This is a genomic window from Pantanalinema rosaneae CENA516 (genome assembly GCF_050753385.1).
Lineage (GTDB): Bacteria > Cyanobacteriota > Cyanobacteriia > Leptolyngbyales > Leptolyngbyaceae > Pantanalinema > Pantanalinema rosaneae.
Genome location: NZ_JBLZFZ010000020.1, coordinates 56,692 through 74,706 on the forward strand (window position 1 = coordinate 56,692; position 18,015 = coordinate 74,706).

At 51.4% G+C, this 18,015-nt stretch carries 15 protein-coding genes; 6 read left to right on the forward strand and 9 right to left on the reverse strand.

The annotated features are described in order from the left end of the window. Positions 1 to 24: 24 nt before the first annotated feature. Positions 25 to 801 (forward strand): MBL fold metallo-hydrolase, encoded by a 777-nt coding sequence (locus tag ACN4EK_RS13780; RefSeq protein ID WP_431658506.1) that lies wholly within the window; start codon positions 25 to 27, stop codon positions 799 to 801. 118 nt (positions 802 to 919) lie between these two features. Continuing rightward, positions 920 to 2,533, forward strand: a complete 1,614-nt coding sequence (locus tag ACN4EK_RS13785; protein ID WP_431658508.1) for a peptide ligase PGM1-related protein — start codon at positions 920 to 922, stop codon at positions 2,531 to 2,533. Here ACN4EK_RS13785 and ACN4EK_RS13790 read toward each other — a convergent pair. Further along, positions 2,530 to 4,656: an NACHT domain-containing protein gene (locus ACN4EK_RS13790; RefSeq protein ID WP_431658509.1), complete on the reverse strand. Its 2,127-nt coding sequence runs from the start codon at positions 4,654 to 4,656 to the stop codon at positions 2,530 to 2,532. The genes ACN4EK_RS13785 and ACN4EK_RS13790 overlap by 4 nt on opposite strands. 194 nt (positions 4,657 to 4,850) lie before the next feature. On the opposite strand from ACN4EK_RS13790, the gene ACN4EK_RS13795 reads away from it, so the two are divergent. Further along, on the forward strand, positions 4,851 to 5,432 hold the full coding sequence (locus ACN4EK_RS13795) for an NADPH-dependent FMN reductase (RefSeq protein WP_431658510.1): 582 nt from the start codon (positions 4,851 to 4,853) through the stop codon (positions 5,430 to 5,432). 84 nt (positions 5,433 to 5,516) lie between these two features. Here ACN4EK_RS13795 and ACN4EK_RS13800 read toward each other — a convergent pair whose 3' ends face one another. The 5 genes from ACN4EK_RS13800 to ACN4EK_RS13820 form a co-directional block, all read right to left on the reverse strand. Next, a complete protein-coding gene (locus ACN4EK_RS13800; protein WP_431658511.1) occupies positions 5,517 to 6,704 on the reverse strand; it encodes an LptF/LptG family permease in 1,188 nt (395 codons plus the stop codon). 66 nt (positions 6,705 to 6,770) lie between these two features. Then, complete coding sequence (gene lptB, locus ACN4EK_RS13805; RefSeq protein ID WP_431658512.1) at positions 6,771 to 7,499, reverse strand: LPS export ABC transporter ATP-binding protein; 729 nt, start codon at positions 7,497 to 7,499, stop codon at positions 6,771 to 6,773. Positions 7,500 to 7,624: 125 nt separating this feature from the next. Beyond that, complete coding sequence (locus tag ACN4EK_RS13810; protein ID WP_431658513.1) at positions 7,625 to 8,305, reverse strand: LptA/OstA family protein; 681 nt, start codon at positions 8,303 to 8,305, stop codon at positions 7,625 to 7,627. Between the two features lie 162 nt (positions 8,306 to 8,467). Then, a complete protein-coding gene (locus tag ACN4EK_RS13815; RefSeq protein ID WP_431658514.1) occupies positions 8,468 to 8,908 on the reverse strand; it encodes a DUF309 domain-containing protein in 441 nt (146 codons plus the stop codon). Positions 8,909 to 8,913: 5 nt separating this feature from the next. After that, entirely contained in the window at positions 8,914 to 10,101 is a 1,188-nt protein-coding gene (locus ACN4EK_RS13820) for a DUF58 domain-containing protein (RefSeq protein ID WP_431658515.1), read from the reverse strand. Between the two features lie 351 nt (positions 10,102 to 10,452). On the opposite strand from ACN4EK_RS13820, the gene ACN4EK_RS13825 reads away from it, so the two are divergent. Continuing rightward, on the forward strand, positions 10,453 to 11,676 hold the full coding sequence (locus ACN4EK_RS13825) for a type IV pilus twitching motility protein PilT (protein WP_431658517.1): 1,224 nt from the start codon (positions 10,453 to 10,455) through the stop codon (positions 11,674 to 11,676). Between the two features lie 74 nt (positions 11,677 to 11,750). On the opposite strand, the gene typA is transcribed toward ACN4EK_RS13825, so the two are convergent. The 3 genes from typA to ACN4EK_RS13840 form a co-directional block, all read right to left on the reverse strand. Then, positions 11,751 to 13,550 carry a translational GTPase TypA gene (typA, locus tag ACN4EK_RS13830; RefSeq protein ID WP_431658519.1) on the reverse strand — a complete coding sequence of 600 codons (1,800 nt, stop codon included), beginning with the start codon at positions 13,548 to 13,550 and terminating at the stop codon, positions 11,751 to 11,753. 216 nt (positions 13,551 to 13,766) lie between these two features. Then, entirely contained in the window at positions 13,767 to 14,108 is a 342-nt protein-coding gene (psb28, locus tag ACN4EK_RS13835; RefSeq protein WP_431658520.1) for a photosystem II reaction center protein Psb28, read from the reverse strand. Positions 14,109 to 14,281: 173 nt separating this feature from the next. Further along, entirely contained in the window at positions 14,282 to 14,644 is a 363-nt protein-coding gene (locus tag ACN4EK_RS13840; RefSeq protein ID WP_431658521.1) for a DUF1830 domain-containing protein, read from the reverse strand. A 329-nt stretch (positions 14,645 to 14,973) separates the two neighbouring features. Between ACN4EK_RS13840 and ACN4EK_RS13845 the strand changes: the two genes are divergently transcribed. Beyond that, the gene (locus ACN4EK_RS13845; RefSeq protein ID WP_431658522.1) at positions 14,974 to 16,560 is read left to right on the forward strand and encodes a photosystem II high light acclimation radical SAM protein; all 1,587 of its coding nucleotides are present in this window, start codon (positions 14,974 to 14,976) and stop codon (positions 16,558 to 16,560) included. Positions 16,561 to 16,562: 2 nt separating this feature from the next. Next, positions 16,563 to 17,999 (forward strand): DICT sensory domain-containing protein, encoded by a 1,437-nt coding sequence (locus ACN4EK_RS13850; RefSeq protein ID WP_431658523.1) that lies wholly within the window; start codon positions 16,563 to 16,565, stop codon positions 17,997 to 17,999. Positions 18,000 to 18,015: the final 16 nt, after the last annotated feature.

An 18,015-nucleotide genomic window follows, 5' to 3' on the forward strand; every position in this document is an offset into this window, starting at 1 on the left:
TGGCAATCATGTGGTGAGGAGATTATGAAACGGCGGCAATTCGTGCGATATGCAGGGGCAGGGGCACTGAGTACCTTAGGATTAGGGTTAACTTCTGGACTGTTCCCGTCTCAGGCACAAACGGGCGGTTTATCCGTTCAGTGGTTGGGACATACCTGTTTCCTATTTAGTGGCGGTGGCAAGCGGATTTTAGTCAATCCGTTTCGATCGCTGGGTTGCACAGCAGGCTATCGTCCTCCCACAGTGGCGGCTGATTTGGTGATGATTAGTAGCCAGTTGCTCGATGAGGGGGCAGTAGAAATTCTACCTGGCAATCCCCGCTTGCTCTACGAACCGGGAGTATATCAACTCAGTGGCACTCAAATTGAAGGAATTCGGACGGATCACGATCTAGTGGGTGGCAGACGCTTTGGGATCAATGTGGTCTGGAAATGGCAACAGGGCGGGATCAATATTCTGCACATGGGCGGTGCCGCTGCGCCGATCACGGTAGAACAGCGAATTCTCATGGGTCGTCCCGATCTGTTATTGATTCCGGTAGGGGGTGGACCCAAAGCCTACAATCCCCAAGCGGCAAGACAGGCGATCGAGGTTCTGCAACCCAAAGTGATCGTCCCCACCCAATACCTGACCCAAGCCGCCAACAACGATCGTGCCCGGTGCGATCTGGTGGCAGTGGATGAGTTTCTCTCCGTCATGGGTGGCACTCCCGTCCGGCGAGTCGGTGACTCCATTAGTCTCAGCCCCCGAGATTTACCAGCCAATGGCATGGTAATTAATGTCATGAGCTATCGGTTTTAGCCAGGTAGCGGTAACTTCTGCCTGCTGGCTGCATAGTTCCCGCCACTGGAAAGACCGCTTTTTTCGTGTGAGCCAGTTAACATGACTGGTAAGGTTAGCGGGCAGTAAGCGGGTAGATATGATGCAGGCAGAATTAGAACCTTCTCCAGAGGTGGGCGAACAGTTTCAGCAGCTTAAGGATCAGTTACGCGATCGCTGGCAATCGGTAGAACGGTACGACACCAGCAGCGATGCGGATATTGTGGTCGTGCCGTCTTTAAGTTTGGATCAACGGGAACTCCTGAAAATTGAAGGGTTTCATCATTACGAAGAACGACTACTGTTTTCGTTGATTCGGTTGCGGAATCCGCGCACTCGGCTGGTTTACATTACCTCCCAGCCGTTACATCCCAGTGTGGTGGACTACTACCTGCAATTGTTGCCTGGGATTCCGTTTTCCCATGCCCGCGATCGGCTGTTATTGCTATCGACCTACGATTCTTCTTTAAAGCCTCTGAGCCAAAAAATTCTGGAGCGTCCCCGGTTAATTGAACGGATTCGGCAAGCCGTTCGGCACGATCGTTCCTATCTCAGTTGCTACAACTCCACTCCGGCGGAGCGCCAGTTAGCGATCGAACTAGGCATTCCCCTGTTTGCGCTTGATCCAGATTTACTCCAATGGGGCACTAAAAGCGGCAGTCGGCAGATTTTTGCAGAAGCCAGTATTCCCCATCCCGATGGCAGTGAACTAGTTTGGAACGCCGCCGACTTAGCCACTGCTGCCGCCGAACTCTGGGAGCGTCAGCCCTACTTAAAACGCATGGTCGTCAAGCTGAACGAAGGCTTTTCGGGCGAAGGCAATGCCCTGTTAGATTTGCGACCGTTACAGGAATATGCTCCCGGTTCAGCCACTCACCCGGAACGCGTCGCTGCCCTACAAGAAAATTTTGTCCACCTCAAGTTTGAGGCAAAGGGAGAAACCTGGTCAAACTTTGGCAGTCGCATTCCCGAACTAGGCGCGATCGTGGAAGCCTTTATTGAAGGAGCCGTCAAACGATCGCCGAGTGTACAGGCTCGCATTTTGCCAACGGGGGAAGTGGAAATTCTGTCTACCCACGATCAGATCCTGGGAGGTCCCAGTGGTCAGGTTTATTTGGGTTGTCAGTTTCCGGCAGACGAGTCCTATCGGTTGCGGTTACAGGAATTAGGCTTACGGATTGGCAAAAATCTAGCCGACAAGGGGGCGATCGAGCGCTACAGTGTGGACTTTATTGCTGTGCATCAACCGGATGGCGTGGGGAGTCGGGAGTGGGATATTCAGGCGATCGAAATTAACCTGCGGAAAGGGGGGACAACGCATCCGTTTATGACCCTGCGCTTCCTGACCAATGGACGGTATGACCTCTCTAGTGGCTTGTTCTACAGCCAACAGGGGCGGGCAAAATACTACATTGCTACCGATAACTTGCAGAAAGAGCGCTACCGGGGACTGCTGCCGAATGACTTGATGGATATCATTGCCCAAAACCAACTGCACTTTGATACCAGCACCGAAACCGGAACCGTCTTTCACCTTATGGGTTGCCTCTCGGAATTTGGCAAATTGGGGTTAACCAGTATTGGCAATTCCCCCCAGCAAGCGGAAGACATCTACAGCCGCCTGGTCAAAGCCCTGGATGAGGAAACTCGCCCCCTGTCCGATGACGATCCCAGCGCCAGTCGGTGTATGCCCATGAGTTGGAGTCGAGCTTAGTCAGCAGGCTCATACACCCGTAACATCCGGTCTTCGATCGCGCCCCACGTTTGGGGTGAAACTCGGACTGCCGCCTGTTTACACCGCACCATTAACCAATTGGCATAGAGATAATGTTCTAAATGCTGTAATTCCGTGTCCGATAAACTGATCCAACTCGGATTCAGCCGCAGTGCCGTAAACCAGGTATGCACGATCCGAGCATGAAAATCCTGATGGGCATGATCCGGTTGGCGAATATCCGGGGCTTTGGCTTTCAGCGCTTCCAGCCGCGCAATCAACACATTAAAGTTGACATCATTAAACACCTGAAGTTTCTCTAATTGCTCTACAAACGTTTGGGTCATGGCGCGGGCAAACGCTCGGGGGGGAGCCGCCGCTCGGGCAGGAGTGTGCGTCAGTGTATGGGTGAACTCCGGCACACGGGCATGGGTGAGGGTACGCGCCAGATCCAGAGTTCGTGCCAGACCGGGATTGAGGGCATGGGCAAGATGCAACGCCCGATCGCGGATCAGTGCCAGAAATAGCGCCGTCGTGCGTTTAGCACAGGGATGTAACGCACCGGGAGAATTGCAGGTGATCTCATGCGCCCATTCCAGCAACGCCTCTAGCTTGGGCGTATTGATGTAGGTGCGAGTCTGGGCTTCCATTGCCAGCAGTAGGCGATCGGTTCCCCCTCGCATCAAGCCCGCCACTAACAAAAACACCTCCTGCCAGCGTTCATTGGTTAAATGCTGTTTGACCAGATCCTCAATTAAATAATGGTCATCAATATAGTAAGCGGTTAAATATTCCTGCAATGTGAGATGAGAGAATGAGTAAACATCCTCGGCTCGTTCCACCAGAATCCCCTGCTGAATCGCGATCGCATTTAACACTGCTTCCCCGTTTAAATGTTTGGGCGCATTCAGATTATTGGTGAGAAAATCCCGAATTTGATCGACAATCTCTCGCTGTGAAAAAAACAAGCGATCGGCTTCAAAGCCCACATAGGCAATTTCGGATAAGAGAATTTCTTCTAACTCGGTATTCATGCCGTCATAGATTTGCTCTCGCATGATCCGTTTTTCGGCGGCCCATTCTTCCAGTAACACCCGCAAGGCTTTACGGTACAAACTACTGCGATTGGTAGGAAAGTTTTGCGATCGGTCATAGACCAAACACAGCAAGGTAAGTAACAACGGAGTATGGGCTAACTCCTTTGCCGCTAAATTCTCCGGTTTCTGGAGCAACGACCAACACCGCTGGGCTGTCCCCACAGCTAAATCAGCGTCTGAACTAAACCAATTCCGAATGAATTGCTGAATTTGTGGCTGATCAAAATCTGCCATGGCTACATCGGTAAACCGACGAAAATTATGCCGATAAGCTGCCACCCGACAGGAGGCAATAAAGCGATTTTGATCGTATTGATCAACAAAATTCTGAATCTGATGAATGGCTTCATCCGTATTTTTCATCGGCACTTCATCTAAGCCATCTAACAGAATCAGTAACTTACCCTGTTCCAATAACTTCGCGGTTGTATCCTCCGGATGGGGCAGGTTGCAAATGCGAAATTCCTGGGCGATCGCCGCTTCAATGTTGATTTCCTTCGTAAAATTTTTTAATTCAATTAAGACAGGAATACACTCATGGTCGTAACCGCCATCCGCTCCTTTCAAGGCTTCTAGCCCAATCTTGCGAATAAACGTCGATTTCCCGGCTCCCGGCCCCCCTAACACCATCAAAAATTGCTTCTCATTCGCCACCCGTAAGCCATCCCGCCGAGTGGCATTTTTCGGTTGAAATCCGCGTTTGCCAGTTTGGCGATAGGCTTGTTCTAACCGTTCGATCGAGTCAAACCAACTAATTCCCGATCGATCCAAAAATTGCACTGTCGTATAAATCGACTCTAGAGCAACCGGCTCTCGCATCCCCAATACTTTCAAGATCCCATGTCGCCCTGTAAAATTCTGCACATATTGTTCAGCCGCTTCTTTAATCAGCTTTTCGGTACGTTCATCCAGGGTTTTTCCCATCCAACTAAACATGCGACCACTGCCATCACACAATACCTTCGTGACGATCGTGGCAAGAGCCATGCTGGCAGCTTGAATCAAAATCCGTTCAAATCCGGTCATGGGTGGTTATCTGGTTTGGGTGGGCGATGAGCAATCGGGCATCGAAGCTGGACTAACGACGAAATTTTTCCATAGTGTTCCCCGCTACTCTGTATGTTTAGAATGCCAGGAAAATGCTGTCCCTTTTCGATCAACTTTAATCCTGCCATAGGGATCGACTACCCTAAGGGGAGTAACATTGACGGGGAATTTTTATGAGCTATACGCCCAAAATTCTGGCATTTGCAGGCAGCACTCGCACAGCCTCTTACAACAAAAAATTAGTCAAAATTGCGGCGGATGGCGCGAAGAATGCTGGTGCAGAGGTGACATTTATTGATTTGCGTGACTTCCCAATGCCCCTATTTGACGAAGACTTAGAAGCCAACCAGGGTACACCTGCCCCCGCCCGACAATTCAAGGAGTTGCTATTAGCCCACGATGGTTTATTAATTGCCTCTCCCGAATATAATAGTTCGCTGACGGCTGTGCTGAAGAACGCGATCGATTGGGCATCCCGTCCGGCAGCCAACGAACCGCCCTTAGCCTGTTTCGCCAATAAAGTAGCGGCAATTATGAGTACGTCCCCTGGAGCCTTAGGCGGCTTACGGGGATTAGTCCATCTACGATCGATTTTGGGCAATATCAAAGTGATTGTGTTACCGGATCAAATTGCCGTTGGCAAAGCCCAGGATGTGTTTAATCCCGATGGCAGTTTGAAGGACGCTGACCAGCAAGCGGCGATCGAAAAATTAGGCGCTAATGTCGCTCATGTGATTGCCAAGTTGAACGCCTAAACTCAGCATCTGACTGCCTCGAAAAAATAGGGGCGGTCCGCCCCTATTGATGCTCAATTCGGTTTGTTGCTCAATCTTCGCCAGCTAACGATTGCGTTGGATCAGGATCAGAATTCCTGCCCCTAACGCCAACAGTGTCGGCAACCAGGCACCTAAAAAGGCAGTGAGAATGCCCTGGAAATACAACACTTCACATAGGCTAAACAGGATGTGGTAGCCAACAATCAAAATCAAGCTAATCCCGAAACTGGTTGCCCGAGCAGTCCGCTGCCCTCGCACTCCCAGGGTGGAACCAATCACCCCAAACGCTAAACAAACCAGGGGAAGCGCGACTTTCTGTTCCAGCCGCAGTTCCATCTTTCGTACTTCTTTGCGGCTGCCCGATTGCCGAATCAGATTCAAATACTCCCGCATCTGTGCCATATTCATCTCGCCTGGATCGCGGGAGTTATTGGCTAAATCAAACGGAGTGCGCGGCAGTTGCAGTTGATAGCGCTCAAACCGGAAAATATTGCGATAGGAACCATCGGGCGATACCCCATAATTAGTCCCATTAAAGAAATTCCAGGTTTTGTCATCCGCATCTAATACCGCCGATTCTGACGTGAGAATTTGGTTCAGTCCTGTCTGAGTAAAATCCAAAATCGTTACATCTTTCAGCCGAACCCCATCGTATTCCTTGGCATAGTACAGCCGCCCAATCCGTTTGACCTTTTGCCCATCCTCTTTCTTCTCGTTGTGATATTCCTGATACAGAATGTCACTTTCCCGGTAATTCGGCTCCCGTTTGTTCAGCGCCTGCCGCAGCACCAGGTCAGCCTGCTGGTTACACATCGGCACGATCGCTTCATTAAATGCCAAGGTTAGCCCAGTCACCACTAAACTCATGGCGATCGCAGGCATGACCAGACGATACACACTCACCCCGCAACTCCGCATCGCGATCAGTTCGCTGTCGCTGGAAAACCGCCCGTAGACAATCAGGCTGGCAAGCAACATCGACATCGGAAACGAATAGGTGATGTAGTAGGGCAGCTTGAGTAATAACACCTGAATTGCCGTGGTTGCAGGTAATCCGGCATCTGCCATCTTCCGCATCAGGTCAAATAACACCCCGATCGCTACCCCACCGGAGGACAATGCCACGACACCAAACAGGAATGGCATCAATAGTTCGCTAATAATATAGCGATCCATTACCGTCATGCCGAAGGACAGCCAAGCCAATGGGTTGAACGGTGGTCGATTTGTGGTGGAAACACCAGATGCCATAAGCGTATGAGGTAAAAACGAAACAGCAAAAAAATTAAGCGAACGGTTGCCCCGTCCAAATCACCACTACGGCTGAAAGTGATCGCCGAGATAATATTGTCTAACTAAAGGATTTGTATACAATTCATCCGAACTACCAGCCGCTAAAATTTGTCCGTCTCGCATAATGTAGGAGCGATCGGTAATCGCCAGAGTCTCCCGCACATTATGGTCAGTAATCAAAATTCCTAATTGCCGATCGCGCAACCGCGACACAATTTGCTGAATTTCGGCAATCGCGATCGGGTCAACTCCCGCGAACGGTTCATCTAATAATAAAAATTTGGGTCCCACACGACCTGCCGCCAGCGATCGGGCTAATTCCGTCCGTCGCCGTTCTCCTCCCGAAACCCGAATCCCCAGCGTATTTGCCACTTTTTCTAAGTGAAATTCGTGCAGCAAATATTCCAACCGCCGATTCCACTCCTGCCGGGGCACATTGGTTTGCTCCATCACCAGCAGAATATTCTCCCGCACCGTCAAATTCCGAAAAATACTGGCTTCCTGGGCTAAGTAACCAATGCCTAACCGGGCGCGGCGATGGATGGGGAACGTGGTAATCTCCGTATCATTCAGCCACACTCGCCCCTGATCCGGCTTTTCCAGCCCCGTCGCCATATAAAAGGTCGTGGTCTTACCGGCTCCATTCGGGCCCAGCAAACCCACCACTTCCCCTTGTGCCACGGATAGACTGACACGGCTGACAACGGCTCGCCGCCCGTAGGTTTTATGAACATTCTCCAGTACAATCTTCAACAGCCCACTCCTGGCGACCTCGTTCTACCAAGCCACTCGGCAATGATGATTGTAAGCGAATGCGTCTGCTCGTGGCATCCCCTTACCGAGTGCTACTCCATCCCCTCCTCCGCGAGCGATCGTCCTCAAAGTTGATTCGGACGGCTTGGGGCAGTTTGAGTTGGGGCACTTGGCAAGACGGGCGCTAAGCGATCGGGCGTAATGGGCAATGACCCAGGTGATACTGTACCCGGTGCCGCCCCGGGCAAGGTCGCCGGTGCAGTAATTGGGGTGGAAAATTCCGACTGAGTGCCAAAGGGAGCCGTGGGATTCGGAGTCACGGCAGGGTTAGCGGGGGGTAAGGTGGGAGCCGGAGTATCCTGCACCAAGTAGATAGACTCAACCTGTCTGGGCGGCTGAGGCAATGCCACAAATCGTCCTTCGTCAATCAGATAAGTTACGGTTTCACCCCGCAGGCTATTCCCTTGTTGCAATACATACACATTGCCACTTAAGACAATCCGGCGTTCTTTACTAAAGTATTGAGCCTGAGCCGCCGTAGCTTGAATTTGGCGAGAAGGATAGTTAATTTGCACATTGCCGCGAGCCGTCACCACGCCAGTTTTAGCATTGGCTTCTTGAATATCCGAGCGGAGAGTCATCGGCTGATTGGGCACAGGGGCAGGTACTTGCGCTTCCGCCATCAGGTTACCGATCGGAATCAAGGAACCATCTGCCAGCAGGGTTGTAGATAGAACCGTAGCCGCGATCGCCCCAAGTCGCAGGCGATGCCAGGAAGAGTGAGAGAGCCGAAAAACACACATCATGGAGCGACCAAAATAATATAGTTCAGCGATGAGATTGAAACTGGGCGCTAACCCCTTAAGTTTACCTATATCCTACCGAGAGACAAGCAAATCAATCTTAGATGACTAAAGTAGCTGGACGCGGGTAGGCTTAGAAAAGTTTCTTAAGTGACACATCACCTCCTAGTGCCCCACTCTTTCTAATCGGGGCAGGCGTAGTCCGGAAAGTTCGGGAAATTCTTGAGTGATCGTGGTCGAGGCGAGCGCATCCGGGTGACTGAGGGATTGGGCAACGATCGCGACATGTTCGGCTCCGGTTTGCTGCAAGCCTTGCAGTAATTGCCTGGTTTGTTCGAGCAAGCGATCGAGGTCGATTTCGGCATAGTCCGGTCGATAGCCCTGTAACCGACTCATGCCCTCCCCCAACAAAATCACGGCACCGCGCCAATTGTGATTTTCCAGATGATGCAGTGCCACCGCAATTTGCAGAATCCCTTGATAGAATTTTTTATCCGCCTCGATCGCCTCCATCCATAACGCCTCTAGCGTGTCATGACAGGCGTAAAACTGTTGCTGGTTAAATTGCTCGACACCTAACCAAAATGCTTCGGGAATCGTCTCCATCGGGTTTAACCTCTCGCTCCCAAGGCAGCCTGTAATTGCAGTTGTAACGGGGACTCTGGTTTGATCACAATGCCAACACTCGAGCGGGTCAGCAAAGCAGATTTCGTTTCGCTCTGCCATTGCTCTGGCGGTTGATCCCCCGTCCATAAGATCCAGCGGCTACCGGGCGGTAGAGTATTCAAACTTGCCGGATTTTGTGTTAACCAGACTAAAGGAACGGTTGGCAAACTCTCTGCCCGAATTGATTCCCCAGGATAGGTCGCCGCCAGTGCTTCTAACACACCCTGATTCCCCTGAAGCAAGCCGGTTCCCGCCGTCCACAATCGGACACTCATACTGCAATGACAGGCATAGAAATAGAGGGAAGCCGCCGCAATTACCGCTTGTTCAAAGTCCTCGGGTGGCTCCGCCAAGGTAGTGGACGATCGCCAGGAGGCAGCACTATCTAAACAAATGATCAGTTCCTGTCCCCCCGTAAACACTTCTAATTCCCGGACTCGCAATTCACCATAACGGGCACTGGTACGCCAATGGACAAACCGGGTGGCATCTCCCCAACGATAGGGACGCAAGGAACGGGTCAAGCCTTCGGTCGCCGCCTGGGATCGCCGATCGCTGTTTAACTGCAAGCTGGTATCCCGTCCCATTTCATCAATCAGAGGGCATTGGGTTAAGGGTAATACCGTGGGATAGACGATCGCGATCGCCTTCACGGTATGCGATCGGCGGCACCAAAATAATCCCCAGGGAGCTGCTGTCCTGACCTGGAGAGATTGCCAGCGATAAATGCCCCGACGGGAGGTCGGCTGGGTATAGATCCAGCGATAACTGTCGTGTGGGGCAATTTGTTCGATCGAGGTAACGACGGGTTGCCCTAGCACATGCGGCAATAAGTCCCTGACCTGAAGTAAGGTTTTGCTGTGCTGACTGCGATTCTCAATCAACACTTCGATCGTCAACACATCCCCAGCACTAACGGGATGAATCGGGCACCGCTGAATCTGTAAATGGCGCACCATCCGTTCTGGCAAAATTGCCGCGATCGCCAGCAGAGCCAGTCCAATCCCACTAAGGACATAGAGCCAACCCGCCATTGTATTTGTAGCTGCCATAAAGAAGAAGATCGACACTCCTCCTAACAACCAGCCACTATAGGCAGGCGCAACCCAATGGCTTTCTAGCCAATCAGCCATTCGTCTTGTGATCTTCATTGCCCCATATCCCTGATCAACTCACTATTAACCCCACGAAACCTGTTTATCCGATCAGCCAAAATCGATCGTCGGTTCCCTGCTGCCTGGATCAATCATGGCTTACCCCCAATTCTTTAGCTTGATTTAATGACAACAATCTAAAGATAGAGACTGCTAGAAAGTTACTCGATACAATAATTAGATATCGTTAAAGGCAATGATCCGTAATTTAGCGGTCGGTTTCATTGGAAGCAGGTTTGGCTTCCTCAGGCTAGTTTAACCAGGTTAAGTGGACTCAGTTACCCTGGTTGACATAGTTGCCCGATTCGATGAACTACCAGGAAGATAGCAATGAGCAGTTCGATGTCCCCCCGACCCCACGATAACCCGTCCTCGGTTCCCCCTCCTCCTCCTGCACCCACCCCGATCGTCGCCCAATCCCGCAGTACGATCGAGCAAATGGTTCGGGATGCTCATGCGCGACAAGCGTCGGATATTCACATTCGGGTGGGAGAGTTACCCCGCTTTCGCATCCAGGGGCAGATGATGCAACCGCGTGATCAGGTTAAAGTCACACCACAGATTTTTGAACAATATCTCAACGAAATCTTGACTCCCCACCAACGACAAGACTTTGCCCGGACTAAGGAGCTAGACACCGCCATCTACTATCCTGACTTAGTCCGCTGTCGGGTCAACGTGTTTGAGTCGTTAACGGGGGGCGCGATCGTACTGCGATTGATTTCTCTGGAAGTTCCTTCGATCGATGGTTTGGGCTTACCCGATGTCCTGAAATACCTGGTGTCCTACCCTCAGGGCTTGATTTTGGTGACTGGCCCAACGGGTTCCGGGAAATCGACCACCATTGCCGCCATGATTCGGCATTTGAACGAAAGCCTGAATAAACATATTGTAACGATCGAAGATCCGATTGAATATGTGCATCCCTCCCAAAAGTGCCTGATCAGCCAACGGGAAGTCGGCTTACACACCTTGGAATTTGAACATGCCCTACGCGCCGTGTTGCGGGAAGACCCGGATGTGATTCTGATTGGGGAAATGCGCGATCGAGTTACCGTCGATACCGCATTGAAAGCGGCTCAAACCGGGCACTTAGTGTTGGGTACTCTCCATACACGCAGTGCTTTGAATGCTCTGAATCGCTTACTCAATATCTACAACCCGGACGAACAGCCTGCCATGCGGGTACAGATTACCGAGTCTCTGGTTTCGGTGATTGCCCAATTACTGATTCCGACCACGGATGGTCGGCGGACGGCCGCCCACGAAATCCTGATTAATACCCCCGCCATGCAGGATTATTTGCTCAAGGGCAATGAAGCTGAGGCATTCCAGTTAATGGAAACTGGAACTAACGAAGGGATGCAGGTGATGAACCAGGTGCTATGTGATCTGGTGCTGCTGGGTAAGATTAGCCCGGATGAAGCGGTGAAAGCCTCACCGGATGCGGGTGATCTGCGGCGACGAGTCCGCAATGAAGGCTTTGATCCCTCGCGATCGTCGAATCGTGATTTTGAAGGCATGGGAACAGGACGGGAATATCGCCCCGTGTAGGCGGAAGCCGTCTACAAATGCCAATTAGCCATGTGGGACAGTCCTCTCGGATTGCCCCACTCTGATGAACTAGCCTACTTTTTACCTGCCAACTTTTTTACCTTTGCCAACTTCCGCAAGCGGATTGACTGGGGGGTAATTTCCAGCAATTCATCGGGACCAATATATTCCAACGCCCGCTCCAGGCTCATTTCGACTGGGGCTTGCAATTGTACCAGTTCCTCGCCACCCGATGCCCGGTGGTTGGTCAATTGCTTCGTCTTACAGACATTCAGTTCCAGATCCTGCGGACGATTATGTTCGCCCACAATCATGCCCTTGTACACCCGAGTGCCAGGGATGATGAAAAATACTCCCCGATCCTCCGCATTCTTCATGGCATAGAAGGTGGCTACCCCTTCCTCAAAGGCAATCAGCACCCCATTCCGACGGGCTTCAATTTCGCCCGATAGCGGACGGTAATCCAAAAAGCTATGGTTCATGATGCCTTCGCCTCGGGTCATCCGCATAAATTCACCCCGGAAGCCGATCAAGCCCCGCGCCGGAATCACAAACTCTAACTGAGTGCGTCCGTTTGTCCCTACCTGCATATCCTGCATTTCACCCTTGCGTTGCCCCAAGCGTTCGATACAGCTACCCACCGCTTCCTCAGGCACATCCAGCACCAGGGTTTCATAGGGTTCGCAGGGTTGCCCATTTACTTCCCGATAGATCACCTGAGGCTGGGATACCTGGAATTCATAGCCTTCCCGCCGCATGGTTTCGATCAAAATTCCGAGGTGAAGTTCTCCCCGACCCGAGACAAGATACTTATCGGGAGAGTCGGTTTCTTCTACCCGTAGAGCCACGTTCGTCTCCAATTCGCGGAACAGGCGATCGCGCACCTGGCGAGAAGTCACCAGCGACCCTTCTTGTCCGGCAAACGGCGAGTCATTCACCGAGAAGGTCATCTGTAACGTGGGTTCATCGACTTTAATCAGGGGCAGAGCTTGGGGATCATTTGGATCCGTAATGGTTTCGCCAATATTGGCATCAGCAAAGCCAGCTACCGCCACAATATTGCCTGCCGAAGCAGATTCAATATCAATCCGCTTCAGTCCTTCAAAGCCCATCAGCTTGGTGATCTTGGCTTTCACCATCTGTCCGGTTTCCGTCATCAGCGCAGCTTGCTGCCCCATGCGGATCACGCCATTGTGGATCTTGCCAATCACAATCCGCCCCAGGTAATCCGAGTAGTCCAGGGTCGTGACTTGCAATTGCAATGGCTTTTCTGGATCACCAACTGGCGGGGGCACATGGCGCAGAAAGGCATCAAACAACGGCTGCATGTCTACCCGTTCATCTTCGAGCTGATCGATCGCGAAGCCAGCTAAACCAGAGGCAAACAGGTAAGGAAACTCACACTGGTCATCATCTGCGCCCAGTTCCAGAAATAGATCTAAGACTTTGTCAATTGCCCCGTGGGGATTTGCCTGGGGGCGATCGATTTTGTTGACCAGCACGATCGGGCGTAGCCCTTTTTCCAGAGCCTTCTTCAACACAAACCGAGTTTGGGGCATCGGACCTTCGTTGGCATCCACAATCAGTAGACAGCCATCCACCATTCCCAATACCCGCTCTACCTCGCCACCGAAGTCAGCGTGTCCCGGCGTATCAACAATATTGATCAGCGTATCTTTGTAGCGAACCGCCGTATTCTTCGACAAAATTGTGATTCCCCGTTCCCGCTCTAGCGCGTTCGAGTCCATCACACAATCGGGTACGTCTTCGCCTTCCCGAAACGTTCCAGCTTGCTTAAGGAGCGCATCAACGAGGGTGGTCTTGCCGTGATCAACGTGAGCAATGATGGCAACATTGCGGATAGGCAGGGTCATAAAAAGGGATCCAGGTAAGAGAGGATGTGTGAGTAACTGGCTTCTTAAGCAAGTTTTCCTAAAGACAAGTCACGAATTCTGGTAAAGAAGCCTTAACAATTCTAACCTAATCTACACAACGATCGCCGAGTGTTTCCGACGAACTGATTCAAAAAAGGGCACAAAAATTGCGCCCTTGCAGGAGTCAAGTCACCCTAAAGAGTACCTGCGTCGCACCTAACCGTCAGATTTAGTAAAGCCCAGATCATTCTCTTGAGCATAGCGTTCCATAAACCGCATAAAGCGATCCCATTCTTCTACCGACTTCATTAAGTAGACCGCTTCTAACGCTTCGGGTTGACCATTGATAAATTTTGCTTTCACTTCGCGGGTACTCAGTTCGCCCTCTTCATCAATTAAATACATCCCGGTAATTCCTTCAGGCTGAGCACTGGTTAATGCCTTGGGATTTTGGAAATAGAAAGTTGCTGTACCATTGCTACCATCCCGCGCTCGCGTCAGCCGCACATCAGGAATTACATCTTCATCCACGCCTCTCGCAAATTGAATTCGAGCCATATTGATGCCTACTGTGTTGTGAGTCACTATTCTCCCATCATCCCATCATCGGGGGTAGGACTAGTACAGCTTGGCAAAAATCACTCCACCAACCGATCCCAGACCCACCTGCTGTCCTTGACCTGAGGTATCCCCCAGCAGAATCAGGCAATCCGCCACTTCAGTCAAGACAATCAGGAGGCAGCCGCAGGCTCGGTAATCGATTCACTTGGCACTCCCATGCCATCATTCAATTCCTCTAGGCGTTGCTGATGCTCTAGATCTAGAGCCGTTGGCAGAATATCTTCTACTTGCAGTCGATCGCAGGGGATCGTATCGGACAGAATTGCACTTGCCATCATGCCACAGTGGATTTCTAGCAAGCCTTCAGGGGGAGCTTCAAAGATCAAGCGCTGACCCGGAAACACGACGCGTTCAAAATACCAGTTGGCAATATTGGCAATGCGGGCGATTTGCATGCGACTAGTCGCATTGACATAGCAGCAAACAATGGGATCGTGGCTACCGGACGGTAGGGGATCAAGGACTTGAGCCATGATTAAATAAAGTTAAAAAAGATTCTGAGGCATTAAAGGTTATATACAAGCTAACACCGAGCGATCCCCTACGGTTGTAAATCCGGTTACCATCTCAGCGATTCTATGAGTTACTGCCCTCAAATCCCCCTTAAGGATGACTCGGCATTTACACAACGATCGTACTGAGGTAACGTGCTGCCACCCCGACTAGCGTTCATCTTTCTCTGTTGACAAATAAACCCCTGTAATGATCGTGACCAATTGATCATGCAGGGAAAAGAAGTCGGTGGTATCGTAAAGTTATATGAAAATAGTTTTCAGATTTCTGACTTACACGATTATTGATAATGACCAACCGGATTCTTTACGTTCGTCTCCCGTGTAACCCGATTTTTCCGATCGGGGTGGTTTACCTGGCCGCTCATGTCCATAAAGTCTTTCCGACGATTCCTCAGAAAATCTTTGATCTAGGCACCGTACCGCCTCTGGACTATGCTTCAGCGCTGGATGCCTGTATTGATCAATTTCAGCCCACCTTACTGGTTTTCTCCTGGCGGGATATTCAGATTTATGCCCCGGTCGGTGGGCGGGGAGGCAATCCACTCCAACATGCCTTCGAGGTGTACTATGCCCGCAATCCGTTGATTAAGCTGCGGGGAGCCTTAGGGGGCTTGCGTGTCATGACAGCCTACTACGCCGAACTCTGGCAAAACCTGAGCTTAATTCGGCGCGGCTTAAACCGGGCTAAACGGTATCAGGCTCAGGCACAAGCCGTCGTCGGTGGTGGGGCAGTCAGTGTATTTTATGAACAGCTAGGCAAGAGTTTGCCTAAAGGGACAATCATCTCCGTCGGGGAAGGAGAGATGCTCCTGGAAAAACTGCTACGGGGGCAAGACTTCCAAGATGAGCGCTGTTATGTCGTGGGGGAAACTACTCCCCGTGATCGCTTAATTCATGAAGCTCCGGCGGCGATCGAGAAAACCGCTTGTAACTATGACTATATAGAAACGATCTGGTCAGAATTTGAATATTATTTTCAGGCAGAAGATTTTTATGTTGGGGTGCAGACGAAACGGGGGTGTCCTCATAATTGCTGCTACTGCGTCTATACGGTAATTGAAGGCAAACAGGTGCGGATCAATCCTGCCGATGAAGTGGTGGCAGAGATGCGCCAACTTTACGATCGCGGCATTCGCAACTTCTGGTTTACCGATGCCCAACTGATCCCTGCCCGGAAGTATATTGATGATGTGGTGGAACTGCTGCAAAAAGTCTTAGATGCTGGTATGCAGGATATTCACTGGGCAGCCTATATCCGAGCCGATAATTTGACCCCAGAACTGTGCGATCTGATGGTCAAAACGGGGATGAACTATTTTGAGATCGGCATTACGAGCGGTTCCCAGGAACTGGTACGCAAAATGCGGATGGGGTATAACCTGCGGACGGTGCTAGAAAACTGTCGTGACCTGAAAGCGGCGGGATTTAATGATCTGGTATCGGTCAACTATTCCTTTAATGTGATCGACGAACGTCCGGAAACCATCCGCCAGACGATCGCCTACCACCGGGAACTAGAGAATATCTTTGGGGCAGACAATGTTGAACCCGCCATCTTCTTTATTGGACTCCAACCCCATACCCATCTGGAAACCTACGCCTTCCAAAACCGCATCCTTAAACCAGGGTATAACCCCATGAGCCTAATGCCCTGGACCGCCCGCAAACTCCTGTGGAACCCGGAGCCTCTGGGTTCATTTTTTGGGGAAGTGTGTCTGCAAGCCTGGCGACAGAATCCCAACGATTTTGGTCGCGAAGTGATGAATATTTTGGAAGCTCGCTTAGGTCGGGCAGATCTGGAAGCCGCACTCACAGCTCCGATCGCAGCCCCAGCCACCACCCCATCGCCCTCAGTTCTTGTTACCCAGTCCTGACCATGTTAGAAGGCTCGATTCTGCATCAGTTGAAAGTAGCACACCAACCGGGGCAACCGGGGAAACGCGCCCTCAATTTTGGCGTGTACTACAAAAATACCCTGGTGGCACTGTGTCACGCGCTGGAAGACTGTATTCTGTCCTGCCATAGCCAACCCTTAGTGATTACCGCTTTTCAACGGGGCAAATGGTACTTACAGGAAGCCGATCGCTATGCTGAGTTAGCCGAACGATCGCGGCAGATCGTGATCATGGCAACCCCAGATGCCGGATTTGCCGAGCATCCCACCAGTCAGCGATCGAATGTAGAGCTAGTCCATCTACCGCCTGAGGATCCGGTGGCACAGGAATGGCACTTGATGATTCTGGCTCCCACCTATGCAGCGATGGTGTTGTGCCAGGAGCTTGCCCCGGCAGATTATGGTGTCCAAGGAATCCCCTCGGAGGATCTAGAGCGCAAGTTCTATGGCTTCTGGACCTTTGAGAGCAATTTGGTACAGGAAACGGTAAAACTGACGATCGATCATATCCAGCCATACAACCCCACCCTGGCAGCACAGCTAGCGACCCAGGTACAGGAGATTACCACCACGCCAGCCGAAACAACGGATGATTTGGGCGAGATCGTAGCGCGGGTCGTCAATTACCTGCAATCCAGTCAGATCAGTTTAACCAATCCAGCCGCCGCCCAGATTTCAGCCAATCTGCACCAGGATATTCTGGACAACAATTTAGTATCCAATGAAGTCCAGGCCTTCTTACGCATGGCGCAGTTAACCGATCAAGCCGATGCCATCAATCCCACGGCAGCGGCGGAAGTGGCGGTTTTAGCGGAAGCGATCGGGCAACTGCTCGATTTACCTGTTTGGCAGCTCCATCGCTTGAAACTTGCTGGATTGCTGCATCGGTTAGCTCCGCTCCAGAAATCGGAACCCATGCTAACCGCCAGAACCACCCGTTATAGCGATACCGCCGAACCAGCCGCCCCCAGTTGCCCCCTCATCCCTGGTGCCCAGGTGTTACGCACAATGCCGCGTTTACGAGCGATCGCAACCATTATCACCCACCAAACCGAACATTGGGATGGGTCAGGACAACCCGCCGGACTGGCAGGAGATGAAATTCCACTGGAGTCCAGAATTTTGGGATTAGTGGAAGATTTCCAACAACGACTAGCCCAGATGCGCTATGCCCAGGCACAACAGCAGACGGTCGGAGTCCCTGATCCGCTCAGTCCGGCGGAAATGATGGCAAAAGCCTTAGCCGATTGTCGGCAACACCAAGGCGATCGCTGGGATCCCAAGCTAATGGAAACCCTATCCCTCCTCGTTTGCGGCTTACAACAGGGATTAAATCTTTCAATTAATCTGCCCAAAATTTCGGCGGGGCTATGGCTGATTGATTCTCACTGTAGCGATACCCTGTTTGGCAACCCCTAATCCCTAACGACCTGAT